The organism is Pseudoruegeria aquimaris (genome assembly GCF_900172235.1).
Taxonomy (GTDB): domain Bacteria; phylum Pseudomonadota; class Alphaproteobacteria; order Rhodobacterales; family Rhodobacteraceae; genus Pseudoruegeria; species Pseudoruegeria aquimaris.
In genome coordinates this window covers 55907-79391 of record NZ_FWFQ01000011.1, presented here as the reverse complement: position 1 = coordinate 79391, position 23485 = coordinate 55907, and the positions used below count along the sequence as shown (strand labels likewise).

Below are 23485 nucleotides of genomic sequence, written 5' to 3'. Positions count from 1 at the left end.
ATGAGCGACATTTCTTTCGTCCGCACGGAAATGCTGCCGGAACAGGATCCGCCGGCCTCCACCGTCGGCCTGATCGGCTGGCTGCGGGAAAACCTCTTCTCGGGGTGGTTCAACTCGATCCTGTCCCTCGTCTCGATCTACGTGATCTACGTGATCCTCTCGGGGCTGCTCTCCTGGGCGATCTCGCCCACCTGGGGGGCGCATTCGCTCAACGAGTGCCGCGAGATCCTCGCCGGGCTCGGGCGTGAAGGGCACTACGCCGGGGCCTGCTGGGGCGTGATCAGCGAACGCTGGTTGCAGCTGATGTTCGGCTTCTACCCGCCAGAGCACTACTGGCGCGTGATCCTGGCCTTCGTCCTCGTGGGCGTCGGCCTTGCGCCGGTGCTCTTCGACAAGGCGCCGCGCGCGCTGCTGTGGTTCACCCCGATCTTCCCCTTCGCCGTGGCCTGGCTGCTGTGGGGCGGCACGATCTGGGGGCCGCTGGTGGCCATGGCCGGCTTCGTCGTGGGCTATTTCGCCTACAGGTTCGTCTCGGGCATCGCGGGCGGCCTGCTGGGCATCATCGCGGCTTTCGCGGCCCCGGTGATCTGGTGGCTGTTCCTCGCCGGCCCGGTGGCCGGAGCGCTCGGCGCGATCCTGCCCATCGGCATCGAGGCGGTGGAAAGCCGGCAGTTCGGGGGCTTCATGCTCTCGGTGACGATCGGCATTACGGCGATCCTGATCTCGCTGCCGCTGGGCATCGTGCTGGCGCTGGGGCGGCAGAGCAACCTCTTCATCGTGAAGGCGCTCTGCGTGGGCTTCATCGAGTTCATCCGCGGCGTGCCTCTCATCACCCTGCTGTTCGTGGCCTCGACGCTGCTGAACATCTTCATGCCGCCGGGCACCAACTTCGACATCATCCTGCGGGTCATCATCATGGTGACGCTGTTCGCCGCGGCCTACATGGCCGAGGTGATCCGGGGCGGCCTCGCGGCCCTGCCGAAGGGCCAGTACGAAGGCGCCGACTCGCTCGGGCTGAACTACTGGCAGGCACAGCGGCTGATCATCATGCCGCAGGCGCTGAAGATCTCGATTCCGGGCATCGTCTCGACCTTCATCGGGGTGTTCAAGGATACGACGCTGGTGTCCATCATCGGCCTGCTCGATCCGCTCGGGCTGTCCAACGCCATCCGCGCGGACACCAACTGGAACGGCATCGTTTGGGAGATCTACGGCTTCATTGCCCTCGTCTTCTTCATCTTCTGCTTCTCCATGTCCCGCTATTCCATGTATCTGGAGCGCAAGCTTCAGACTGGCCATCACTAAGGAGTTCACACCATGTCTGAACTTGCCATCGACCGCGAAATCGACCGCTCCAAGATGCAGGTGAGCGACGAGGTCGCCATCCAGATCACCAACATGAACAAGTGGTACGGAAGCTTCCACGTGTTGCGTGACATCAACCTGACCGTCAACAAGGGCGAGCGCATCGTGATCGCCGGGCCTTCGGGCTCGGGCAAATCCACCATGATCCGCTGCATCAACCGGCTGGAAGAACACCAGCAGGGGCAGATCATCGTGGACGGCATCGAGCTGACGAGCGATCTGAAGAACATCGACAAGGTGCGCTCCGAGGTCGGCATGTGCTTCCAGCACTTCAACCTCTTCCCGCACCTGACGATCCTCGAGAACTGCACGCTGGCCCCGATCTGGGTGCGCAAGACGCCCCGCAAGGAGGCCGAGGAAACCGCGATGCATTTCCTCGAGAAGGTGAAGATCCCGGAGCAGGCCGACAAATACCCCGGCCAGCTCTCCGGCGGCCAGCAGCAGCGTGTGGCCATCGCCCGCTCGCTCTGCATGAAGCCCAAGATCATGCTCTTCGACGAGCCCACCTCCGCGCTTGACCCGGAGATGATCAAGGAGGTGCTCGACACCATGATCGAGCTCGCCGAGGAAGGCATGACGATGCTTTGCGTGACCCACGAGATGGGCTTCGCACGGCAGGTCGCCAACCGGGTGATCTTCATGGACCAGGGCCAGATCGTCGAACAGAACGAGCCCGAGGAGTTCTTCAACAACCCGAAGAGCGAACGCACGAAGCTCTTCCTCAGCCAGATCCTGGGGCACTAGGCATGGCGCTCCTCGGCATCCGCGTCTGCAAGGTTGCCGAGGTGTCAGAAGCCGCCGCCATCGCCGAGACATTCGGCAAACTGGGGCTGGAAAACGAAATGGGCGCCGGGGAAGGGGACTTCTCCGGCGCCATCTTTTCGGGGCTGGATCAAAGCTGGGTCGAGGTCTGGGCTTCGGGTCCGGGCATGCCGGAAGGCATCATGCTGCAGCTCGTGGTGGATGACGCCGAGGCCATGGCCAAAGAGGCGCGCGCAAACGGGCTTTCTCCGGAGGGGCCGTTCCGGATGCACGGCGAAACCGTCTACTGCCTGACACTGCCCGGCGGGCTGGCGATGAGTTTCCAGTCGAAAATCACCTGATTGTCCGGCCTGTTTCGCAAGGAACAGGCCCGCGCCCGCCCGCCCCAAGGCGGGCGCGTTCCGCGCCCACCCGGGCGAGCGTTCATCGCTCGTTGAAGCGGAGTGCAATCATCCGGTAAGCCGCCTCGGCACGATGAAATCCACCAGTTCTCCGGTGCCCGTCTGAACCTGCGCCCAGCTGCTTGCGGTGAAATCCACCACCGCCGTGGCGCAGGTGGGATATTGAAAATAGGCGCCGTCCTTCACCGGTTCGGCAAGGATCTGCTCGGCGAAATCCGCGATTCCGGGGTTGTGCCCAAGCATCAGCACGCAAGGTGCGGTGGCCTCCTGCAGCACGCTCAGCATCCGCAGCGCGGGGGCATGGTAGAGCCTTCGCGTGAAGCTTGCCTCGGGCGGTGCTTCAAGCTGCTCCGCGATCAGCGCCCAGGTTTCGCGGGTGCGCGTGGCCGAGGAAGAGATCACCTGCCGAGGCACGTAGCCCTGCCGCGCAAGCCAGGCGCCGATGGCCGTGGCGGCGCGCGTTCCGCGATCGTTCAGCTTGCGGTCATGGTCGTCGGCGAGGGGGTCGTCCCAGGCCGATTTGGCGTGGCGGGTGAGGATCAGGCGCAATGTCATTTCGGCAGGAAGGCTCGCATGTGAAAGGCGGATTGGGCATCGGGCCGCCCGAAGGCCGCGCTGACGGGGCAGGCGCGGCGCGCGAGGCAGCCGCCCTCATAGCACGCGCTTCCGGGCGGCGTTGCAAGGTAATCCTTGCAGCCTGCCACGTCGTAGCCCTCGGGCCCGCCGAGCGCATCCACGGGGCAGGCGCCGCGGCAGGGCTGGCCCTCGCAGCTATCGCAGGGCGCGGCGGTGGGCACTTCGGGCTGGGGATGGATACCGGGCAGCTGCAGCGCCCCGCGCAGCGAGATCATCAGCCCGGCCTCGGCATGGACGAGCATCCCGACCGGGCTCTGCCAGAACGAACCGCTGTCGAGCGCCCAGCGGATGAACGGGGGGTAGGGCGGCCCGTCGGACGGGAATACGGCGTGCCCGCCCATCTGCTTCGCAAGGCCGCCGATCACCCGCTTGGAAAACCGGTCCAGCGGGTCCGGGGCGCCGTCGGCATATTCCCGGCTCGCGGTGAAGCAGGGCCAGCCATCGGCCGCCATGCCGATCAGCATCAGCGTGCCGCCCTCGGCAGGATGCAGCCCGCCCATCACGAACAACCCGTTTTCGGACAAGACCCTGACCTGCCTCACTTGCGCGCGAATGGCAGCCAGAGGCTCCACCCCAGTTTCGCGGGCCGCTCGTCCTGCCATTGCAGCCCGACCGTCATGCCCTCGTGGCCGGCCTCGGGCTGCGGCACGTAGGTGCCGAAGATCCGATCCCAGATGGAAAGGGAAAAGCCGTAGTTGCTGTCATGCTCGTCGCGCCGGTCGGAGTGGTGCACCCGGTGCATGTCCGGGGTGACGATCACCAGCCGCAGCGCCGCGTCCAGCCGGGGCGGCAGCCGCAGGTTGGCATGGTTGAACATCGCCGTGCCGTTGAGCAGCACCTCGAACATCACGACCGCCAGCGCGGAGGGCCCCAGCAGGTAGACGAGCCCGATCTTGAGCAGCATGGAGAGCGCGATCTCCACCGGGTGGAACCGGATGGCGGTCGTAACGTCCATGTCGCGGTCGGCGTGGTGCACCCGGTGCAGCCGCCACAGCAGGGGCACCTTGTGGGTGACGAGGTGCTGCGCCCAGATCGCGAGGTCGAGGATGAGAATGGCCAGAAGCATCTCCAGCCACGTCGGCCAGGCAAGCGCGTTTAAAAACCCCCAGCCGCGGGCGGCGGCATCCAGGGCGGCCCCGACGGCCAGCAGCGGCAGGGCAAGTGCCACGAGGCGCAGCGAGAGCGTATCGATCACCACCAGAGCCCAGTTCGTGCGCCAGCGCCGCACCCGGCTTTCCCGGCGCGGCCGCTTCGGCAGCAGCGCCTCCGCCGTCGCAAGCACGGCGAAAAGGCCAAGGAAAACGGACAGCCGGATCAGCGCTTCATGTTCCATGGGCGCAGTTCAGCCCGAACCACGCCGAGGCGCAACCGGGCAAAGCGGCGCGGGGATACACGAAAGCGTCAGCGCGGCTCGCGGATGATGCTGCCGGCCCCGTGTTCGGTGAACAGCTCCAGCAGCACCGCGTTGGGGGCACGCCCGTCCAGGATCACCGCCGCGCGCACGCCGCCTTCGAGCGCGGCCAGGCAGGTCTCGGTCTTGGGGATCATGCCGCCGGCGATCACGCCGGCCGCCGTCAGCTCCTGCACCTGTTCGCGCGAAAGCTCCGTCACCACCTCACCTTCGGCATTCTTCACGCCTTCCACGTCGGTCAGCAGCAGCAGGCGATCGGCCTTCAGCGCCGCGGCGATGGCGCCCGCGGCGGTGTCGCCGTTGACGTTGAACGTCTCGCCGTTGCGGCCCGCACCGAGCGGCGCGATGACCGGGATCTTGTTGGCGGCAAAGAGGTTGTGCAGGATCTCGGGGTTCATCTCCGAGGGCGTGCCCACGAAGCCGAGCGCCGGGTCCGTCTGTTCGCAGATCATCAGGTTGGCGTCCTTGCCCGACAGGCCCACGGCCTTGCCGCCCTGCGCGTTGATCGCCTGCACGATGCGCTTGTTCACACGCCCCGAGAGCACCATTTCCACCACTTCCACGGTGGCCTGATCGGTCACGCGCTTGCCGTTGACGAACTCCGACCTGATGTCGAGCTTGGCCAGCAGTTCGTTGATCATCGGCCCGCCCCCATGGACGATCACCGGGTTCACCCCCACCTGCTGCAGCAGAACGATGTCGCGCGCGAAGCTCTCCATCGCCTCGTCGCTGCCCATGGCGTGGCCGCCGAACTTGATCACCACGATGGCGTCGTCGTAGCGCTGCAGGTAGGGCAGCGCCTGGGAAAGAGTTCTGGCGGTGGCGATCCAGTCGCGGTTCATGGCGTCCTGCGTCTTCATGTGTTCGGTCCCTGTTGTCGGCGCTTGTGTTAGAGATTTGCCGTGGCTCTGCCAAGGGGGAACCGCCGGACGCATTGCCTTTCGCCCCCGCTGCGCTAGGCTGCGCCTCGCCCACCCGGAGATCCCCAATGGCCGAGTCGCATACCCAGAAGACCCTCCTGCTCACCGGTGCCAGCCGCGGAATCGGGCACGCCACCGTGAAACGCTTCTCCGCGGAGGGCTGGCGCGTGCTCACCTGCTCCCGCCAGCCCTTCGATGCCCGCTGCCCCTGGCCCGGCGGCGCGGAGAACCACATCCAGATCGATCTCGCGGATCCGAGCAACACCATCGAAGCCATCGAGGTGATCCGCGCCAAGCTCGACGGGCGGCTTGACGCTCTGGTCAACAACGCCGGGATCTCGCCGAAAGGGCCGAACGGCGAACGCCTGAACACCATCGACACCGATCTGCGCACCTGGGGGCAGGTCTTCCACGTGAATTTCTTCGCGTCCGTCGTGCTGGCCCGCGGCCTGAAGGACGAACTCGCGGCCGCGAAGGGCTCCGTCGTCAACGTCACCTCCATCGCCGGTTCACGGGTCCATCCGTTCGCCGGGGCCGCCTACGCCACCTCCAAGGCCGCGCTCGCTGCACTGACGCGGGAGATGGCCCATGATTTCGGCCCGCTCGGCGTGCGGGTGAACGCGATCGCGCCCGGCGAGGTGGAAACCGCGATCCTCAGCCCCGGCACCGAGAAGATCGTCGAAAAAACTGCCCCTGCAGCGCCTCGGTCAGCCCTCCGAAGTGGCCGATGCGATCTACTTCCTCTGCTCGCCGCAAAGCTCCTACATCTCCGGCGCGGAAATCGAGGTGAACGGCGCCCAGCACGTCTGATCGCCGTCATGAGGCGGTCAGCGGGGCCCACTTTGTTCCGCAAATATCCCGGGGGAGGCCCGCGAGGGCCGGGGGCGGAACCCCCATGTCCGGCCGCGTCCGGCTATTCCAGCCCGGCGATGATGGCGCGCAGGGTGGCGATGCCTTCGCCCTTTTCCGAAGACGTGAGCACGATCTCGGGATAGGCGGCCGGATGTTTGGCGAGCGCGGCCTTGACCTGCTCCATCACCTTGGCACGGTCCTTTTCCTTCACCTTGTCCGTCTTCGTCATGACCACCTGGAAGGTCACGGCGGATTTGTCGAGCAGCGCCATGATCTCGGAATCCACCTTCTTCACCCCGTGACGGGAATCGATGAGCACGAAGGCGCGGCGCAGCGAGGGGCGGCCGGAGAGATAGCTCTTCAGCAGGCGCTGCCATTTCTCCACCACCGGCAGCGGTGCGTTGGCATAGCCGTAGCCGGGCAGGTCCACGAGGTAGTGGCTGTCGGCCACGGTGAAGAAGTTGATCTCCTGGGTGCGGCCCGGCGTGTTGGAGGCGCGCGCCAGCGCCTTGCGGCCGGTGAGCGCGTTGATCAGCGTGGATTTTCCCACATTGGAGCGGCCCGCGAAACAGACTTCCAGCCGGTCGGCGGGGGGCATGCCGCTCATCGCGACGACGCCCTTCAGGAAGTCGGTCGTGCCGGCGAAAAGCTTGCGCCCGGCCTCGCTGCGCAGGGGGTCGGGCTCGGGGGCGATGGTGAATGTAAAGGCCATCAAAGCAGCTCCAAGGGATCTCCGGTGCGGATCATGCCGCCCTGTTTCACTGTGGCGTAGACGCCGAATTCCTGATGCCCCCAGCCATCGCGCAGGGCCGCGAGCGTATCGGCGTCGCGCCGGCCCGTCCTGACGCTGGCCGTGGTGGCCTTGCAGCGGGTGATCTGCTCGCGCACCGAGAGCACCACCTCGCCGATCCGCAGGTCACGGCCCAGCCATTCCTCCTCTTCCCACGGGGCGAGCCCGTCGAGCCAGAGGTTGCCGCGCCAGCGCAGGGGCGAGATGTCCCGCCCGATCTTCTGGGCCACGGCGCGATGCGAGGTCAGGTTGATGAGGCTGATCGAGGGGAAATCGGTATCGGTCATGGCCACGCCGGGCACCCGCAGGATGCCGGTGGAGGCGAGCCCGTCCTCGGGCATCAGCGGCGCCACCCAGGCGAGGAAGCCGCTCACGTCGCCATCGGGATCGAAGGTGATCTCGCCCCGCGTTTCGTGGCGCAGGGTGATCTGGCCGCTGGCCTCGTCGTAGCGGCAGTCGATCGCCATCAGGCCGGGCGCCTTGGCGCCGCGAGAGAAATGGCCGCAGGGCACCCATTCGGTGCCCTGCGCCTTGCTGCGTTCATGCGTCACCGCCCAGGCGCGATCGAAGGGCAGCGGGGCGCCGGCCGTCAGCGTGACCGCTTCGAGCCGCTCGCGCCCATGGGCCTTGATCGGATGGCGCCAGATGTCGGTGAGGCGCGCGCTCATTTGCTTTCGGGCTTCTTGCGCCGGAAGCTGGAGGTGATGTTGCCCAGCACGTCCGGCTTGTAGCCCTGGCTGCGCATGATCAGGTACTGCTGGGTGAAGGTGATCGTGTTGTTGGCGATCCAGTACACCACCAGCCCCGAAGCGAAGCTGCCCAGCATGAACATGAAGACCCAGGGCATCCAGGCGAAGACCATCGCCTGCGTTGGATCGGTGGGCGCCGGGTTCAGCTTCTGCTGCAGCCACATGGAGATGCCCAGGAGCAGCGGCAGGATGCCGAGGAAGATCGTCGCCATCAGCGTGCCCGGCTCTGGCCCGGCGAAGGGCAGCAGGCCGAAGAGGTTCATGATCGAGGTCGGGTCAGGCGCCGAGAGATCCTGGAACGGCCCGAACCAGGCCGCGTGGCGCAGTTCGATCGTGACGAAGATCACCTTGTAGAGCGAGAAGAAGATCGGGATCTGCATCAGGATCGGCAGACAGCCCGAGGCCGGGTTGACCTTTTCCTTCTTGTAGAGCGCCATCATCTCCTGCTGGAGCTTCTGGCGGTCGTCGCCGGCCTTCTCCTTGATCTTCTCCATCTCCGGCTGAAGCTCCTTCATCTTCGCCATCGAGACGTAGGAGCGGTAGGCCAGCGGGAAGAGGATGCCCTTGATGATCAGGGTCAGCACGATGATGGACCAGCCCATGTTGCCGATGAAGCCGTTCAGCGCGTGCAGCAGGCGGAAGATCGGCTTGGTCAGGAAGAAGAACCAGCCCCAGTCGATGGCGTCGACGAAACGGTAGACGCCCTGATCCTCGTAGGTGCGCAGCTGCTCCCACTCCTTGGCGCCGGCGAAGAAACGCGTCTCGACGGAGGCCGACGCCCCGGCGGGCACGGTCATGGCGTCGCGGCGGGCGATCGTCTTGTAGCGGTCGGTGCGCGGCTCGTAGCGCAGCACGGATTTGAAGCTTTCGTTCTGCGCCGGGATGATCGTGGTCATCCAGTAGTGGTCGGTGAAGCCGACCCAGCCGTTCTGCGCCACGGAGGTGACCTCGGTGCTCGGGCCCCAGACGTCGTCGGAGTCGAGATTGCGCAGATCCTTGTAGCTCAGTTCGTTCAGTTCGCCGCCCGTCTGCTGGATGGCGCCTTCGTGGATGATGAAGAAGCCCTTCAGATCCGAAGGCTCGCCTTCACGCACCACTTCCGCGTAGGGGGCGAGGCGAACCTCCGCGCCGGAGGCGTTGCGGACCGTCTGCGTGACGGTGAACATGTTGTCTGCATCCACGGCGATGGTGCGCTGGAAGGTCAGGCCCTTGCCGTTGCTCCATTCGAGCGTGACGGGGGTCTCGGGCGTCAGATCGCCTTCGCCCACCTGCCGCCAGGCGGTGCTGGGGCCGGGTACGTCGGCGAAGTCCAGGGCGCCGCCGGGGGCCCAGCCGAAGAGCGAGAAGTAGCCGCCCGGGGTGCCTTCGGGGTGCAGGAGCGTCACCTGCGGGCTGTCGGGCTCGATCGTCTCCTTGTACTGCGTCAGCTTCAGATCGTCGATGCGGCCGCCGGCCAGCGAGATCGTGCCGCTGAGCGCCTCGGTTTCCACCTTGATGCGCGCGGCTTCCGCCACGGCGGTTTCGCCGCCTGCGGGGGCCGTTGCGTCGGTGGTAGCCAGCGGCGTGGCATCCACGGCCGGCACGTTCGTGGTTTCGCTCACCTCGGGGGCGTTCGGATCCACCACGGGCTCCTCTGGTGGGAAGAGCACGAACCACACGAGGATCACGAGGAAACTGAGCGCGGTTGCAAGGATGAGATTCTTGTTCTGATCGTCCATCTGGGACAGCCACCTTCCGGGAAAAAGTCAGGGGTGGTTCAACAGGCCGTGGGCCGAAAGGTCAAGTCATTTTCCGGTTTCCCCCTGCGTTGCAAGGGCGCGGAGCCGGCCTTGGCGCCCCTTGGGGCGGGCAGGATGGCACGGCAGCCGGGCTTCGCCGGTGCCGCCGGCGGTGAAGCCGGGGGCAGGACGCCGTGCCACGCGGTGCCTCAGTCGGGGGGCATCAGGTCGGGGTGGATCAGGGCGGGGGCAACGGGCGGCGGTGCGCCGGCCCATGAGTTTGCCCTCGTTTCGGCCCTTGTTTCTGGCTTCGTTTCGGGCCTTGTTTCTGCCTGTGCCGGCCCGTGAGCATGGCGCCGAGCCGCGCGGTGCGATGGGGCTGCCGCCTGTGCGCGGCCCGGTTTCGCCGCCGGGGGGGCTCAGCCGTGCCCGGCCTGCCCGCCGGCGGCCCGCGGGCTGCCGGGGCCCCGGGCGATGCCAAGGCGGCCCTGATGCTCGGCGATCCAGGCTTCGGCCTCGATCAGCGGCATGGGGCGGGCGATGCCGTATCCCTGCACGTGGCCGCAGCCCATCTGCGCCAGAACCGCCTGTTCGGACGGTGTTTCAACACCTTCGGCGAGTGTATCCACCTTCAGCCGCTCGGCCAGCGACAGGATGCCGGATACGATGGCCTGCTGGTCGCTGTCGGTGTCGATGTGGGTGACGAAGCTGCGATCGATCTTGATGCGCTGCACGCAGAACCGGCGGATGTTGGCGATCGCGGCTGCGCCGGTGCCGAAATCGTCCAGATCGATGTGGCAGCCGAGGGCGGAGAGCGCGGCGAGGTTGCGCACGATCATCTCGTCCCCCGCGCCGGCGGCCACGGTTTCAAGCACTTCCAGCGTCAGCGCGCCGGCGGGCACGCCGTGGCGATCCAGTTCCCAGCGGATGTGATCCACGATGCCGGGATTGCGCAACTCCTCGGTGGAGAGGTTGACGCTGACGGAGGGCACCGCCAGCCCGGCGGCCCGCCAGCGCGCCATGGCGCGCAGCGCTTCGTCCAGCATGCGGTGGCACAGGCGCTCCGACAGGCCCGCGGTCGCGATGACGGGCAGGAACTCGCCGGGCGGCAGCAGGCCGCGCTCCGGGTGGTTCCAGCGTGCGAGCGCCTCGAAGCCGGTGATTTCCCCCGTCCGGGCCGAGACCTGCGGTTGGAAATGGGCGATGATCTGCCCCTCCGCCAGGGCCGTTTCGAGCGCCTCGGCGAGGATCGGAATTTCCGCCGGCAGAGCCGCGATTTCCGGGGTGAAGGCGCGGATGGCGCCGGGGCCCTGCCGGCGCGCCAGTTCCAGCGCGGCTTCCGCGGCGGCGACGCTGGCCGCGCCCGTCTCGGCATGGGCCTGCCCGGCGAGGCAGAAGCCGACGCAGCAGGAGGTGTAGACGGTCAGCCCGTCGAGGCTGAAGGGCTCGGTGATGGCCGATTGCAGCCGCGTGCCGATCTGGATGGAGGCCTCCAGCGAGAGCCGTTCTTCCGGTGCCGTCACCACGCCGAAGCGGCCGTTGCCCAGCGGGTAGAGCCGATCGCCGCTGCGCAGGCTGCGCGCGAGGCGCTCGGCGACGCGGCGCTCGATTTCATGGATCGACTCCCGGCCGTAATGCTCGATCAGGGCATTGTATTCGTCCAGCATCAGCAGGTAGCAGGCCGGCCGGCGCGAGGTGCCGCGCGCGGCGCGCATGGCCACGTCCACCGCATGGGCGAAGCCCTTCTGCTGCGCCGGATCGGCCTCGGGTTCCGGCACGTCGGGCGCGAATCCGAAGGAGCCGGCCAGCGCGAAGGCGGCGGGCAGGCCGAGGGCGCAGAGCAGCAGCCCGCTTTCGCCGCCGATCCAGTAGCTCGCCAGAGTCGCCGCGGGCAGAAAGGCAAGGATCTGCGGGCCGCTGACGGTGCTGCGCAGGTTGCGGCGGAGGGCTTTGAGATCTGAGCGGCTGGGCGCGCGCATGAGGCATGTCCTTCCACGGGGCTGGAATCGGCAGGTCTTGCTCGTTCCAGCCCTAAAGCCCCTGTCTGATCCGGGCGTTAACGCAGCTTGGGAAGTTGTGCGGCATTTTCATCAAATGCGCCCGGGTCGCGGGTGAGCCCGGCGAAATCGAAGAGCTTCGGATCCAGCAGATGCGACGGGCGCGCGTTCATCAGGGCGCGGAACATCACCTGCCGGCGGCCGGGGCTGTTCTTCTCCCATTGGTCGAGGATCTGTTTTACCTGCTGGCGTTGCAGCCCGTCCTGGCTGCCGCAGAGATCGCAGGGGATGATCGGGTAGTTCATCGCGGTGGCGAATTTCTCGCAGTCGGCCTCGGCCACGTGGGCCAGCGGGCGATAGACGAAGAGATCGCCTTCCTCGTTCACGAGCTTGGGCGGCATCGTCGCCAGCCGTCCGCCGTGGAACAGGTTCATGAAGAAGGTTTCGAGGATGTCGTCGCGGTGGTGGCCCAGCACGACGGCGGAGCAGCCCTCTTCGCGCGCGATGCGGTAGAGGTTGCCGCGGCGCAGGCGCGAGCAGAGCGCGCAATAGGTCCGGCCCTGGGGCACCTTGTCGACGACGACGGAGTAGGTGTCCTGGTATTCGATGCGGTGGGGCACGCCCATCTTCTCGAGGAATTCCGGCAGCACCGTCGAGGGAAAGCCGGGCTGGCCCTGATCGAGGTTGCAGGCAAGCAGGTCCACCGGCAGAAGGCCGCGCCACTTCAGTTCGTAGAGCACGGCCAGCAGCGTGTAGCTGTCCTTGCCGCCGGAGAGACAGACGAGCCAGCGCGCATCGCGTTCGATCATGCCGTATTGCTCGATCGCCTCGCGCGTGTAGCGCACGATGCGTTTGCGCAGCTTCTTGAACTCCGTGGTGGAGGGCGCGCCGGCGAAGAGCGGGTGGATATCGTCGAGATCGTCGAGCATGGGCGCTGCGATAGAGCAGAACGGCCTTGCGGGCAAGGGGTGAGCGGGGCGCGCGATGGCCGGATTCATCCGAAGCCGGCGCTGCAACGTATCATTTGCAAAGACGCTGCCAAAGGAGTGCGCCATGTTTCGCCGTCTCGCCCTTTTGTCCGCCCTGCTGCTGCTTGCGGCCTGCACCGGCCGGCCCTCGCTGGAGGATCGCGCCCTGAGCGATCGGGAGTTGAACCTCGAAGAGTTCTTCGCCGGCGAAACCCGCGCCTACGGCCAGTTCCAGGATCGCTTCGGCACCGTGCGCCGCCGCTTCGAGGTGGACATCACCGGCACCTGGGACGGCGAGCGCCTGAAGCTGGTGGAAGATTTCGTCTACGAGGACGGCAGCACCGAGCAGCGCGTCTGGACCCTGCGCAAGACGGGTGATCAGACATGGGAAGGCAGTGCGCCGGGCGTGATCGGGGTGGCGAAGGGGGAAGAGCGCGGCGACACCTTCCGCTGGGGGTATACCATCGATCTGCCGGTACCCGACGGCACCCTGCGCGTGACGTTCGACGACTGGATGTGGCTGCTGAGCGAAGATCGCCTGTTGAACCGCGCCTACATGGAGCGCTTCGGCGTGACCATCGGCGAGGTGATCATCACCTTCGAGAAATAGTGTGAGGCTGAAATCCGGAGGGCGGGCACCGTCCGCCGGGTGGGGGTAAAGCCCCCGCCCGGGGGGGGCGGACGGGGGCTGCCCGGCGTGCCGCCGGGCAAATCGTGTTCTCAAGGCGCTCACGCCTCTTCGAGCTTGTCCTGCGTCTTGGTCTCGAAATCGCTCGCATCGTGGCGTTCGTGCAGCTGCTCGTGCGGCTCGCCCCAGCCGCGGTTCACCATGCGGCCCCGCTTCACTGCGGGGCGGGCGTCGATGGCCTTGGCCCAGCGTTGCACGTTCTTGTAGCTCGCCACGTCAAGGAATTCGGCGGCATCGTAGAGGCGGCCGAGCGCCAGCTGCCCGTACCACGACCAGATCGCGATGTCGGCGATCGTGTAGTCGTCGCCCGTCATGTAGGTGTTCTCGGCCAGATGCCTGTCCAGCACGTCGAGCTGGCGCTTGGCCTCCATCGCGAAGCGGTCGATCGGGTATTGCCACTTCTCCGGCGCGTAGGCGTAGAAATGGCCGAAGCCGCCGCCGAGGTAGGGCGCGGAGCCCATCTGCCAGAACAGCCAGGACAGAAGCTCCGGGCGCTTGGCGGGATCTTCGGGCAGGAACTTCCCGAACTTCTCTGCCAGATGCAGCAGGATCGCGCCGGATTCGAACACGCGCACGGGCGTTTCGCCGGAGCGGTCCATAAGCGCGGGGATCTTGGAGTTGGGGTTCACCTCGACGAAACCCGAGCCGAACTGATCGCCTTCGTTGATCTTGATGAGCCAGGCGTCGTATTCCGCCTCGCGCACGCCGGCCTCCAGCAGTTCTTCGAACAGCACCGTGACCTTCACGCCGTTGGGGGTGGCCAGCGAATAAAGCTGGAACGGGTGCTTGCCGACGGGCAGTTCCTTTTCGTGGGTCGGGCCGGCGATGGGGCGGTTGATGTTGGCGAACTGGCCACCGTTGCCCGGCTCCCATGTCCAGACCTTCGGGGGGGTGTAGCTTTCGGTGCTCATCTCGGGGTTCCTTTCCTGCGGGCCGTCCTGTCATTTGACCGGCCGTTCGGGGGTAACCTATGAGCCATCCGGGCGATTGCAATCGCAACCGGGCGTTTTCACGGATTGTTTGGAGGCGGCGGGGGGCACCGGATCGTAGCCCGAGGCCGCGAAAGGGTGGCAGCGGCAGACGCGGCGCACCCCGAGATAGGTTCCCTTGAGGCCGCCGTGTTCCTCCAGCGCTTCCAGAATATAGGCCGAGCAGGTGGGCTGGTAGCGGCAGTTGAAGCCGACCCAGGGCGAAAAGATCAGCCGGTAGGCGCGGATGGGAAGCGCGGCGATATGGGCCAGCGGGGTCATCCGCGCTTCTCCCGTGGCGCTTCGTGCACGCGCCGCAGCGCGTAGCGCATGTCGTTCAGGAGCGCGCCGAACTCCCGCTCCGCAGTGGCGCCGGCGCGGCCGATCAGCACGTAGTCAAAACCGGGCCGCCCGCCTTCGGGCAGCAGGGCGCGGGCCACCTCGCGCAGGCGCCGCTTGGCGCGATTGCGCGCCACGGCATTGCCTACCTTCTTGGAGCAGGTGAAGCCCACGCGCACGAGATCGGGATCCACGCGCGCGGCTTCCTCCGGCGTGCGGGCGCGGGCCTGGAGCGTGAAGCCGGCCGTGCCCTGCCGCCGCGCACGGGCGGCCTTCAGGAAATCGGCGCGTTTGGTCAGGACGTGCATCTTCAGCATCCCTTGCGGTCTCTGCGCCTAGATAGGCGCGGGGGCGGCGCAGCACAAACGCAAAAACCGCCGGCTGCGGCTGCATCCGACGGTTCGAGCGTTTCAAGCCTGAGGCAGGCAGCTTAGGCGGACAGCACCTTGCGGCCTTTCGCACGACGTGCGTTCAGGATCTTGCGGCCAGCTTTCGTGGCCATGCGTGCACGGAAGCCGTGACGGCGTTTGCGAACCAGGTTCGAAGGTTGATAGGTGCGTTTCATCGCCCGTCTCCATCATCATCAGGTGTCAGCCAGGAATCCCGGATGGATTCGGAGGCCGGTTGCGTTCGAAGCCCGGTCTTTAGAAGCTCCTTTCGGGGAAGTCAATTCGCCTTCCCGCGGTTTGTTGCAGGAAAAGCCGGCTTTTTTCGCCATTTGTTACAGCCGCCCCCCGAAGCGGGCGAAAAGCCCCGAATCCCGTCACTCCCGTTCAAGCGGGCGTGAACGCCCTTACGCCCGCCAGCCCGAACGCGCATCTTGTGGCGAAACCAACGCGAGATCGAAACGAGGCGAGATGGCCCGCATGACAGATACCACGACCCCCCGCAAGCATGGCCTCGCCCGAAGGCTGCCGCTGATCGCAATTCTCACCGTGGCGGTGATCGGCGCCTTCACCCTGCGCGACTACCTCTCCTTCGAGACCCTCGCCGCCAACCGCGAGGCGCTGCTGGCCTACCGCGATGCGCATTACCTGCTGGCGGCGCTCGTGTTCATGGGGGTCTACGTGCTGATCGTGGCCTTCTCGCTGCCCGGGGCCACGGTGGCCACGCTGACGGGGGGCTTCCTGTTCGGCGTCTTTCCCGGCGCGCTGTTCAACGTGCTGGCGGCGACGATCGGCGCCACGGCCATCTTCCTCGCCGCGAAATGGGGGCTGGGCGAACGCCTCGCCGTGCGGATGGAGGCCTCGGACGGGGCCGTGCGCAAGATCAAGGACGGGATCGACGAGAACCAGTGGTCGGTGCTCTTCCTGATCCGGCTGGTGCCGGCCGTGCCCTTCTTCGTGGCCAATCTCGTGCCAGCGCTCGTGGGCGTGCCGCTGCATCGCTTCGTGATCTCCACCTTCTTCGGCATCATCCCCGGCGGCATCGTCTACACCTCGGTGGGCGCGGGACTGGGCGAAGTCTTCGCCCGCGGTGAGACGCCCGATCTCGGCATCATCTTCGAGCCGCGCATCCTGCTGCCCATCCTCGGCCTGTGCCTGCTGGCGGCGCTGCCCATCATCCTCAAGGCCGTGACCGGCAAGAAAGGCGTGTGAGCCATGAAAAGGATCAAGACGGACATCTGCGTGATCGGCGCCGGCTCCGGGGGGCTTTCGGTGGCCGCGGGGGCAGTCCAGATGGGGGCGGAGGTCGTCCTGCTGGAAGGCCACAAGATGGGCGGCGACTGCCTCAACTTCGGCTGCGTGCCCTCCAAGGCACTGCTGGCGGCGGGCAAACACGCCCATGCGATGGGCACGGGCCGCCCCTTCGGCGTGACGCCCGTCCTGCCCGAAGTGAGCTACGGGGCGGCGAAGGATCACGTGCACAGGGTGATCGAAACCATCGAGCCGGTGGACAGCCAGGAGCGGTTCGAGGGCCTCGGCGTGAAGGTGATCCGTGAATTCGGACGGTTCATCTCGGAAAGCGAGGTGCAGGCCGGCGATACGGTGATCACCGCGCGCCGCTTCGTGATCGCCACTGGCTCCGGCCCCTTCGTGCCGCCAATTCCCGGCCTGGCCGACGTGCCCTATCTGACCAACGAAACGCTTTTCGATCTGCGCGAACAGCCCGGCCACCTGCTGATCATCGGCGGCGGCCCCATCGGGCTTGAAATGGCGCAAGCGCATCGACGGCTGGGCAGCGAGGTGGCGGTGATCGAGGGCGAGAAGGCGCTGGGCAAGGATGATCCCGAGATCGCCGCCATTGCGCTCGAACGCCTGCGCGCCGAGGGCATCGTGATCGAGGAAGGCACCAAGGCGGCGCGGGTTTCGGGCGAGGCCGGTGCCATCACCGTCGAGGCCGAGGACGGCCGCCGCTTCACCGGCACCCATCTGCTGGTGGCCGTGGGCCGCAAGGTCAACGTCGAAAACCTCGGGCTGGAGGCCGCCGGGGTGGACTACACCCGGCAGGGTGTCACCGTCGGCCCCGACCTGCGCAGCAGCAACCGCCGCGTCTACGCCATCGGCGACGTGGCCGGGGGCTTCCAGTTCACCCACGTGGCCGGATACCACGCCGGCGTCATCATCCGCTCGATCCTCTTCGGGCTGCCAAGCAAGGCGCGCACCGATCACATCCCCTGGGCCACCTATACCGATCCCGAGATCGCGCAGGTCGGCCAGACCGAAGCGCAGGCACGCGCGGCCCACGGCGATGCGCTCACCGTGGTGCGCTTCCCCTTCGAGGAGAACGATCGCGCGATCGCGGAAGGGCGCACCACCGGGCTGATCAAGGTCATGGTGGTGAAGGGCCGCCCCGTGGGCGCTTCCATCGTGGGGACGCAGGCCGGGGATCTGATCGGCGTCTGGTCGCTCGCCATCGCAAACAAGTTGAAAATGTCCGCCGTTGCCAACATGATAGCCCCCTATCCGACGCTGGGCGAGGTCAACAAGCGGGCCGCCGGGGCCTATTTCTCGCCCAAGCTGTTCGAGAACCCGACGGTGAAGAAGGTCGTGGGCTTCGTGCAGAAATACCTGCCGTAGCCGCGCGCAGGGCAGGGTGAAGGGCAGGGCCATGTTCCTCAGATCGCTTTCCGGACGCTTCCTGATGCTGACGGTGCTCTTCGTCATGCTGGCGGAAGTGATGATCTTCGTGCCCTCCGTGGCGCGGTTCCGGGAGGATTACCTGCTGCTGAAGCTGGAGAAGGCGCAGATCGCCTCGCTGGCCCTGCTGGCCAACGACATGATCGACCCGGATCTGGAAGCCGAGCTTCTGAGCAACGCCGGTGTGTTCAACGTGGTGCTGCGGCGCGACGAGGTGCGCCAGCTGATCCTGTCTTCACCCATGCCCGCCCCGATCGACCGGACGGTCGATCTGCGCGACGCCGGAGCCTGGGTGCTGATCCGGGACGCGATGATGCGCCTGGTCAACCCGGAGCCCGAGGTGATCCGGGTGATCGGCCAGCCGGTGCGCGAGGCGGGGCTGTTGATCGAGATCACCACCGAGACCGATTCCCTGAGGGCGGCGATGCTCGACTACGGGGTGCGGATCCTGATTCTCTCGGCCGTGATCTCGGCCTTCACCGCCGTGCTGCTGTTCCTCGCGGTGCGCGGCTTCCTTGTGACCCCGATCAAGCGCGTGGTGCGCGCGATGCAGAGCTACGCGGTGGCGCCCGAGGATGCGCGGCGCATCATCCAGCCGAGCGCGGGAATCACCGAGTTGCGCGAGGCCGAGGAGGCGCTGCAGTCGATGCAGACCGAGCTGACCGGCGCGTTGCGCCAGAAGGAGCGGCTGGCCCAGCTCGGCGGCGCCGTGGCCAAGGTGAGCCACGATCTGCGCAACATCCTCACCACCGCCCAGCTGTTCACCGACCGGATGGAGATCAGCAGCGATCCGGCCGTGCAGCGGGCCGTGCCCAAGCTGATGAACTCGATCAGCCGCGCGGTGAACCTCTGCGAATCCACGCTGGCCTTCGGCAAGGCCGAGGAGCCGGCGCCGATGCTCAGCCGTTTCGCGCTTGCCGGGCTGGTGGATGACATCGTGGCCAGCGAGTCGCTCGCGGGCGGCGAGGAGGGCGTGGTTATCCGGAGCGCGGTGCCGCGAGAGTTCACCCTGCGCGCCGATCCCGAGCAGCTCTACCGGGTGCTGACGAATCTCACCCGCAACGCACGGCAGGCCATCGCCGCCACCGGCAAGGGCGGCACCGTGACCCTGAGCGCCGAGGAAGACGACGAGGCCTGGATCATCCACGTGACGGATACCGGCCCCGGTCTGCCGCCCAAGGCGCTGGAGCATCTTTTCAAGCCTTTCCAGGGCGGAACGCGCAAGGGCGGCACGGGTCTCGGGCTCGCCATCGCGGCCGAACTGGTGCGCGGACACGGCGGGCGGCTGGAGCTTCTGCGCAGCGATGACAGCGGCAGCGCCTTCGCGATCTGGCTGCCGAAAGGAGAAATTTCACTGGATGATGCGGCGGGGTGAATTTTTTGCGATTTCGCTCTTGCGCTCCCCAGACGGCAGGTCTAAAAGCCGCCTCACCCCAAGCGGACTGGTAGCTCAGTTGGATAGAGTACTTGACTACGAATCAAGGGGTCGGGGGTTCGAATCCTCCCCAGTCCGCCACTTTCCTCCTCTCCTGAAATCGCACGGAATGGCCTGAACCGGCCGATGACTGAAGGCATTCTGCCCAGTTTAGGTTGCTGTGGGCCGCACGGGCGCTACCTTGAGAGGGATGCGGTATCTCTGCGCCCTTCTGCTGCTGCCGACGGAGGCCTTTGCCTGGGAATTCTCCTCCCGGCCGCTGTGCCGGCTGTCCCACCAGAACGATTCGGCCGGAATCGTCATCACCCATGATCCTTCCATTCCGGAATACCGGCTGAGTCTCGATCTCAAGGCCGGGGCCTGGGCCCCCAGCGCGACCTTCGGCATGGCCTTCGAAGGGGGGCGGGCGCTGACGATCGGCACCGACAGGCATGCAGTCGAGGGCACGCGGCTCTCGGTGCGCGACCGTGGCTTCGGCAACGTGTTGGACGGGCTGGAATTCAACACGACCGCCACGGCCTTCACCGAATCCCAGGGGGTGCGTTTCTCGCTCGAAGGCGCCGCCCCCGAGGTGCGCAGGTTCCGAAGCTGCGTCGCGCCGCCGGCGCCGACGTCCTGAATGCCGGTGCCGGCCGAATCCCGCCCATTCCGCGCAAGCCCGTTGATCGCCGACCCTGGCTTCGTGGAAGCTGCGGCATGCCCAGCCTCCGCCCGATCCTGACGCGATTCCCGATCCTCGCAGCCGCCCTCCTCCTCGCCGCCTGCGGCGTGGCCAAGAAGGAGACGGGGCCCGAACTGATGCGGCTCTACCCGAACGAGACGCCCGAACTGCGCGCCATGATCAACGCAACCGCCGATGCCCACGGCGTGCCACGCAGCCTCGTGCACCGGGTGATCCAGCGCGAAAGCGACTACCGCCCCCGCGCGCGCAACGGCCCCTATTTCGGGCTGATGCAGATCCTGCCTGAAACGGCGGGCCAGATGGGCTTTCGCGGCAAGCCCTCCGATCTGCTCGACCCCCAGACGAACCTGACCTATGCGGTCAAATACCTGCGCGGGGCGTGGATGGTCTCGGATGGGGACGAGCAGGAGGCCGTGATGTGGTATGCGCGCGGCTACTACTACGAAGCCCGCAACCGCTGCCTGCTGGTCGAAACCGGCCTGCGCGATACCGAGGTGCGCAGATACTGCGGCTGAACGGTCCACGCCCGCCGTCATCGCAGCAGGCATCTCGCCGCGTATCGGCATTTCGGCCATCGGAGCGGAAATCGCCCCCTCAAGCCGGCCTCGGCGCTTTCCACTCGAGCGCGGCACGGCTAGAACGGCGATCCGAGCAGCAACACTGGAGACCGCAATGGTGCCCGATTCCGCCCCCGTTTCCGAAGCCGCCACCAAGGCCCGCATCGCCCAGGCCATCGCCGCCGAGATCAGCGCGCGTCCGCAGCAGGTCGAGGCGGCGCTCAAGCTGCTGGACGAGGGCGCGACCGTGCCCTTCGTGGCACGCTACCGCAAGGAGGTGACGGGCGGGCTGGACGATACCCAGCTGCGCACGCTGGCCGATCGCGCCGCCTACCTGCGCGAGCTGGAGGATCGCCGTGCCGCCATCACCGCCTCGATCAAGGATCAGGGCAAGCTGACCGAGGATCTGGCGAAAGCCATCGCCGGCGCGCAGACCAAGGCCGCGCTGGAAGACATCTACCTCCCCTACAAGCCCAAGCGCCGCACCCGCGCCATGATCGCGCGGGAAAACGGGCTTGAGCCGCTGCTGGAGGCGATCCTCGCCGATCGCGCGGCCAGCCCGGAGACCCTGGCGGAAGGCTACCTGACGGAGGCCGTGGCCGACGTGAAGGCCGCGCTGGACGGCGCGCGCGACATCCTGACGGAGCGGCTCTCCGAGAATGCCGCCCTTTTGGGGGAGCTGCGCGGCTTCATGCAGAAGGAGGCCTTTCTCTCCGCGACCGTGGTGGAGGGCAAGGAGCAGGAGGGGGCGAAGTTCTCCGACTACTTTGCCCACCGCGAGCGCTGGGCCGACGTGCCCGCGCACCGCGCGCTGGCGATGCTGCGCGCCTCCAAGGAAGGCATCGTCACGCTGGAGATCGCGCCCGACCCTGAAACCGGCGCCGACCGCGCGGTGGGCATCATCGCCCATGCGATCGGCATCAACGGCGACGCGCCGGGCGATCTCTGGTTGCGCAAGGTGGCGGGCTGGACATGGCGGGTGAAGCTTTCGACCTCCATGTTCCTCGATCTGCTGGGCGATCTGCGTGCCCGTGCCCACGAGGAGGCGATCAACGTCTTCGCCCGCAACCTCAAGGATCTGCTGCTCGCGGCGCCCGCCGGCCCCCGCGCCACGCTGGGGCTCGATCCGGGCATCCGCACCGGGGTGAAGGCCGCCGTGGTGGATGCCACCGGCCGCCTGCTGGCCACAGATACGCTCTATCCCTTCCAGCCGAAGAACGATCTGCGGGGCGCGATGCATGCGGTGCTGAGCCTCGTGGCCAAGCATGACGTGGAGCTGATCGCCATCGGCAACGGCACCGCCAGCCGGGAAACCGAGCGCATGGTGGCCGAGGCGCTGAAGATGATCCCCAAGGGGCAGAAGGTGCCGACGAAGGTGGTGGTCTCGGAGGCGGGGGCCTCCGTCTACTCGGCGTCCGAACTGGCCGCGCGCGAGTTCCCGGATCTGGATGTTTCGCTGCGCGGGGCCGTCTCGATCGCGCGGCGCCTGCAGGATCCGCTGGCCGAACTGGTGAAGATCGAGCCGAAATCCATCGGCGTAGGGCAGTATCAGCACGACGTGGACCAGCACCGGCTGGCGAAGGCGCTGGAAGCGGTGGTGGAAGATGCTGTGAACGCGGTGGGCGTGGATCTGAACACCGCGTCCGCGGCGCTGCTGGCGCATGTGTCGGGGCTCGGCCCGAGCCTCGCGGAGGCCGTGGTGGCTCACCGCGATGTGCATGGCGCCTTCAAGTCCCGCCGGCAGCTGCTGGACGTCGCCCGCCTCGGGCCGCACGCCTTCGAGCAATGCGCGGGGTTCCTGCGCATCAACGGCGGCGAAGAGCCGCTGGACGCATCCGCCGTGCACCCCGAGGCCTACAGCGTTGCGCGCAGGATCGTGGCGGCCTGCGGGCGCGATCTGCGCAGCCTGATGGGCGATTCCGCCACGCTCAAGGCTCTCAGGCCCGAGGATTTCGTGGACGAGACCTTCGGCCTGCCCACGGTGCGTGACATTCTCGCCGAACTCGAGAAGCCGGGCCGCGATCCGCGCCCCAGCTTCAAGACCGCCACCTTCACCGACGGGGTGGAGGAGATCACCGATCTGAAACCCGGCATGGTTCTGGAAGGAACCGTCACCAACGTGGCGGCCTTCGGAGCCTTCGTGGACATCGGCGTCCACCAGGACGGGCTCGTGCACGTCAGCCAGCTTGCCGACCGCTTCGTGAAGGACCCCCACGAGGTGGTGAAGGCGGGGGACGTGGTGCGCGTCCGGGTGACGGAGGTGGACGTCCCGCGCAAGCGCATCGGGCTGTCCATGCGCAAGGACGGCGGCGCTTCGGCCAAAGAGGCCCGCGCGGAGCGCGGGGCCGCGCAGAAGTCCGCAGGCGGCTCACGTGGCAAGCAGCCGCCGCGCAAGGGCGGAGCCGGGCCGAAGGAGGCTGGAAACGGCGCGCTGGGCGCGGCGCTGCTGGACGCGATGCGAAGGAAGTAGCCGGGCGATGCCCGACCGGGCGGGCGCGAATGCGCCTGCCCATTTCCGTTGCAACGGGGCCAGCGCCACCCTATCAGAATGCCCATGGAAACCGCAGCGAAATCCACCATTTCCGACCGCATCACCGAGGCCCTGAGCGATCAGATCATCCGGGGCGAACTGGCGCCGGACGAGAAGCTGCGGCAGGATCACATCGCCCGCGCCTTCGAGACGAGCCACGTCCCCGTGCGCGAAGCCTTCCTGCGGCTCCAGGCGCGCGGGCTGGCGGTTTCGCTGCCGCGCCGCGGGATGCGCGTGGCGCCCTTCGATCCGGCCGACATCCGCGAAATCCGCGAGATGCGCCTGGCGCTGGAGCCGGTGGCCCTGCGCCATTCCGTGCCGCGGCTCACCCCCGCGCAGGTGCAGGAGGCCGAGGCCGCCCGCGTGGCCTGCGACGAAGCAGCCGACATCGTGACGTGGGAAGAGGGCAACCGGCGCTTCCACCGCGCCATCCTCGCGGCCTGCGGCATGCCGCGGATGCTGGCGCAGATCGACGATCTGCAACGGCTCGGCGCGCGCCACCTTCTGGCCACCTACCGCAGCCACTGGGAGGAGCGCAGCGATCGCGATCACCGCGCGATCATGGTGGCGATCTCGCAGAAGAACGCGGAAAGCGCCGTGGCCATTCTGCAGCGGCATTTGAAGCGGCTGGGTTAGA

24 protein-coding genes, 1 tRNA gene and 1 pseudogene are annotated in these 23485 nt (G+C 67.1%); 13 read left to right on the top strand and 13 right to left on the bottom strand.

The genetic code is table 11. The features are described 5' to 3' along the window. Genes PSA7680_RS09310 through PSA7680_RS09300 form a run of 3 tightly spaced genes read left to right on the top strand, consistent with a single transcriptional unit; the run spans nt 1 to nt 2468 of the window. On the top strand, nt 1-1305 hold the full coding sequence (locus PSA7680_RS09310) for an amino acid ABC transporter permease (RefSeq protein WP_085868434.1): 1305 nt from the start codon (nt 1-3) through the stop codon (nt 1303-1305). Nucleotides 1306-1317: 12 nt separating this feature from the next. Continuing rightward, nucleotides 1318-2109, top strand: coding sequence for an amino acid ABC transporter ATP-binding protein (locus tag PSA7680_RS09305; protein WP_085868433.1), 792 nt, complete (start codon nt 1318-1320; stop codon nt 2107-2109). 2 nt (nt 2110-2111) lie between these two features. Next, nucleotides 2112-2468 carry a hypothetical protein gene (locus tag PSA7680_RS09300; RefSeq protein ID WP_085868432.1) on the top strand — a complete coding sequence of 119 codons (357 nt, stop codon included), beginning with the start codon at nt 2112-2114 and terminating at the stop codon, nt 2466-2468. 108 nt (nt 2469-2576) lie between these two features. Here the strand turns inward: PSA7680_RS09300 and PSA7680_RS09295 are convergent, their stop codons facing one another. The 4 genes from PSA7680_RS09295 to argB all read right to left on the bottom strand — a co-directional run bounded on the left by PSA7680_RS09295 (nt 2577) and on the right by argB (nt 5435). Further along, nucleotides 2577-3083: a SixA phosphatase family protein gene (locus PSA7680_RS09295; protein ID WP_085868431.1), complete on the bottom strand. Its 507-nt coding sequence runs from the start codon at nt 3081-3083 to the stop codon at nt 2577-2579. Further along, nucleotides 3080-3688 carry a ferredoxin gene (locus PSA7680_RS09290; protein WP_245824555.1) on the bottom strand — a complete coding sequence of 203 codons (609 nt, stop codon included), beginning with the start codon at nt 3686-3688 and terminating at the stop codon, nt 3080-3082. Before PSA7680_RS09290 ends, PSA7680_RS09295 begins: the two co-directional genes overlap by 4 nt. Before the next feature lie 14 nt (nt 3689-3702). After that, nucleotides 3703-4497: a sterol desaturase family protein gene (locus PSA7680_RS09285; RefSeq protein ID WP_085868430.1), complete on the bottom strand. Its 795-nt coding sequence runs from the start codon at nt 4495-4497 to the stop codon at nt 3703-3705. Between the two features lie 68 nt (nt 4498-4565). Beyond that, on the bottom strand, nt 4566-5435 hold the full coding sequence (argB, locus tag PSA7680_RS09280) for an acetylglutamate kinase (RefSeq protein WP_085868429.1): 870 nt from the start codon (nt 5433-5435) through the stop codon (nt 4566-4568). Nucleotides 5436-5563: 128 nt separating this feature from the next. Between argB and PSA7680_RS09275 the strand changes: the two are divergent. Continuing rightward, nucleotides 5564-6305 (top strand): annotated as a pseudogene (locus PSA7680_RS09275) (SDR family NAD(P)-dependent oxidoreductase). 103 nt (nt 6306-6408) lie between these two features. Here the strand turns inward: PSA7680_RS09275 and yihA are convergent. The 5 genes from yihA to ttcA form a co-directional block, all read right to left on the bottom strand. Then, nucleotides 6409-7059: a ribosome biogenesis GTP-binding protein YihA/YsxC gene (gene yihA / locus PSA7680_RS09270; RefSeq protein ID WP_085868428.1), complete on the bottom strand. Its 651-nt coding sequence runs from the start codon at nt 7057-7059 to the stop codon at nt 6409-6411. Then, a complete protein-coding gene (locus PSA7680_RS09265) occupies nt 7059-7805 on the bottom strand; it encodes an MOSC domain-containing protein (protein WP_085868427.1) in 747 nt (248 codons plus the stop codon). The genes yihA and PSA7680_RS09265 overlap by 1 nt, the downstream gene beginning before the upstream one ends. Further along, complete coding sequence (yidC, locus tag PSA7680_RS09260) at nt 7802-9604, bottom strand: membrane protein insertase YidC (protein ID WP_085868426.1); 1803 nt, start codon at nt 9602-9604, stop codon at nt 7802-7804. The genes PSA7680_RS09265 and yidC overlap by 4 nt, the downstream gene beginning before the upstream one ends. 419 nt (nt 9605-10023) lie before the next feature. Next, nucleotides 10024-11583 (bottom strand): putative bifunctional diguanylate cyclase/phosphodiesterase, encoded by a 1560-nt coding sequence (locus tag PSA7680_RS09255; protein ID WP_085868425.1) that lies wholly within the window; start codon nt 11581-11583, stop codon nt 10024-10026. Between the two features lie 77 nt (nt 11584-11660). Next, complete coding sequence (gene ttcA / locus PSA7680_RS09250) at nt 11661-12530, bottom strand: tRNA 2-thiocytidine(32) synthetase TtcA (RefSeq protein WP_085868424.1); 870 nt, start codon at nt 12528-12530, stop codon at nt 11661-11663. Between the two features lie 124 nt (nt 12531-12654). Here ttcA and PSA7680_RS09245 point away from each other — a divergent pair, with 124 nt between their 5' ends. Then, entirely contained in the window at nt 12655-13179 is a 525-nt protein-coding gene (locus PSA7680_RS09245; RefSeq protein ID WP_085868423.1) for a DUF3833 domain-containing protein, read from the top strand. A gap of 119 nt (nt 13180-13298) precedes the next feature. Here PSA7680_RS09245 and yghU read toward each other — a convergent pair whose 3' ends face one another. The 4 genes from yghU to rpmH all read right to left on the bottom strand — a co-directional run bounded on the left by yghU (nt 13299) and on the right by rpmH (nt 15129). Beyond that, nucleotides 13299-14168: a glutathione-dependent disulfide-bond oxidoreductase gene (yghU, locus tag PSA7680_RS09240; protein ID WP_085868422.1), complete on the bottom strand. Its 870-nt coding sequence runs from the start codon at nt 14166-14168 to the stop codon at nt 13299-13301. A 57-nt stretch (nt 14169-14225) separates the two neighbouring features. Continuing rightward, the gene (gene yidD / locus PSA7680_RS09235; protein WP_085868421.1) at nt 14226-14507 is read right to left on the bottom strand and encodes a membrane protein insertion efficiency factor YidD; all 282 of its coding nucleotides are present in this window, start codon (nt 14505-14507) and stop codon (nt 14226-14228) included. After that, nucleotides 14504-14872: a ribonuclease P protein component gene (gene rnpA / locus PSA7680_RS09230; RefSeq protein WP_306372453.1), complete on the bottom strand. Its 369-nt coding sequence runs from the start codon at nt 14870-14872 to the stop codon at nt 14504-14506. The genes yidD and rnpA overlap by 4 nt, the downstream gene beginning before the upstream one ends. Nucleotides 14873-14994: 122 nt before the next feature. Next, nucleotides 14995-15129 carry a 50S ribosomal protein L34 gene (gene rpmH / locus PSA7680_RS09225; protein ID WP_085868419.1) on the bottom strand — a complete coding sequence of 45 codons (135 nt, stop codon included), beginning with the start codon at nt 15127-15129 and terminating at the stop codon, nt 14995-14997. A 301-nt stretch (nt 15130-15430) separates the two neighbouring features. Here rpmH and PSA7680_RS09220 point away from each other — a divergent pair, with 301 nt between their 5' ends. From PSA7680_RS09220 to PSA7680_RS09185, 8 genes are all read left to right on the top strand, one after another. Continuing rightward, nucleotides 15431-16162, top strand: a complete 732-nt coding sequence (locus PSA7680_RS09220) for a TVP38/TMEM64 family protein (protein ID WP_085868486.1) — start codon at nt 15431-15433, stop codon at nt 16160-16162. 3 nt (nt 16163-16165) lie between these two features. Beyond that, the gene (locus PSA7680_RS09215) at nt 16166-17584 is read left to right on the top strand and encodes a dihydrolipoyl dehydrogenase family protein (protein WP_085868418.1); all 1419 of its coding nucleotides are present in this window, start codon (nt 16166-16168) and stop codon (nt 17582-17584) included. A 31-nt stretch (nt 17585-17615) separates the two neighbouring features. Next, nucleotides 17616-19019: a sensor histidine kinase gene (locus tag PSA7680_RS09210; protein WP_085868417.1), complete on the top strand. Its 1404-nt coding sequence runs from the start codon at nt 17616-17618 to the stop codon at nt 19017-19019. A 64-nt stretch (nt 19020-19083) separates the two neighbouring features. Beyond that, nucleotides 19084-19160 (top strand) — tRNA-Arg (locus PSA7680_RS09205). Nucleotides 19161-19269: 109 nt separating this feature from the next. After that, the gene (locus PSA7680_RS09200) at nt 19270-19698 is read left to right on the top strand and encodes a hypothetical protein (protein WP_085868416.1); all 429 of its coding nucleotides are present in this window, start codon (nt 19270-19272) and stop codon (nt 19696-19698) included. A gap of 77 nt (nt 19699-19775) precedes the next feature. Then, nucleotides 19776-20276, top strand: coding sequence for a lytic transglycosylase domain-containing protein (locus PSA7680_RS09195; protein WP_085868415.1), 501 nt, complete (start codon nt 19776-19778; stop codon nt 20274-20276). Nucleotides 20277-20433: 157 nt separating this feature from the next. Then, nucleotides 20434-22788, top strand: a complete 2355-nt coding sequence (locus tag PSA7680_RS09190) for a Tex family protein (protein ID WP_085868414.1) — start codon at nt 20434-20436, stop codon at nt 22786-22788. Between the two features lie 84 nt (nt 22789-22872). Continuing rightward, nucleotides 22873-23484 carry a GntR family transcriptional regulator gene (locus PSA7680_RS09185; RefSeq protein WP_085868413.1) on the top strand — a complete coding sequence of 204 codons (612 nt, stop codon included), beginning with the start codon at nt 22873-22875 and terminating at the stop codon, nt 23482-23484. The last annotated feature ends 1 nt before the right edge of the window (nt 23485 follow it).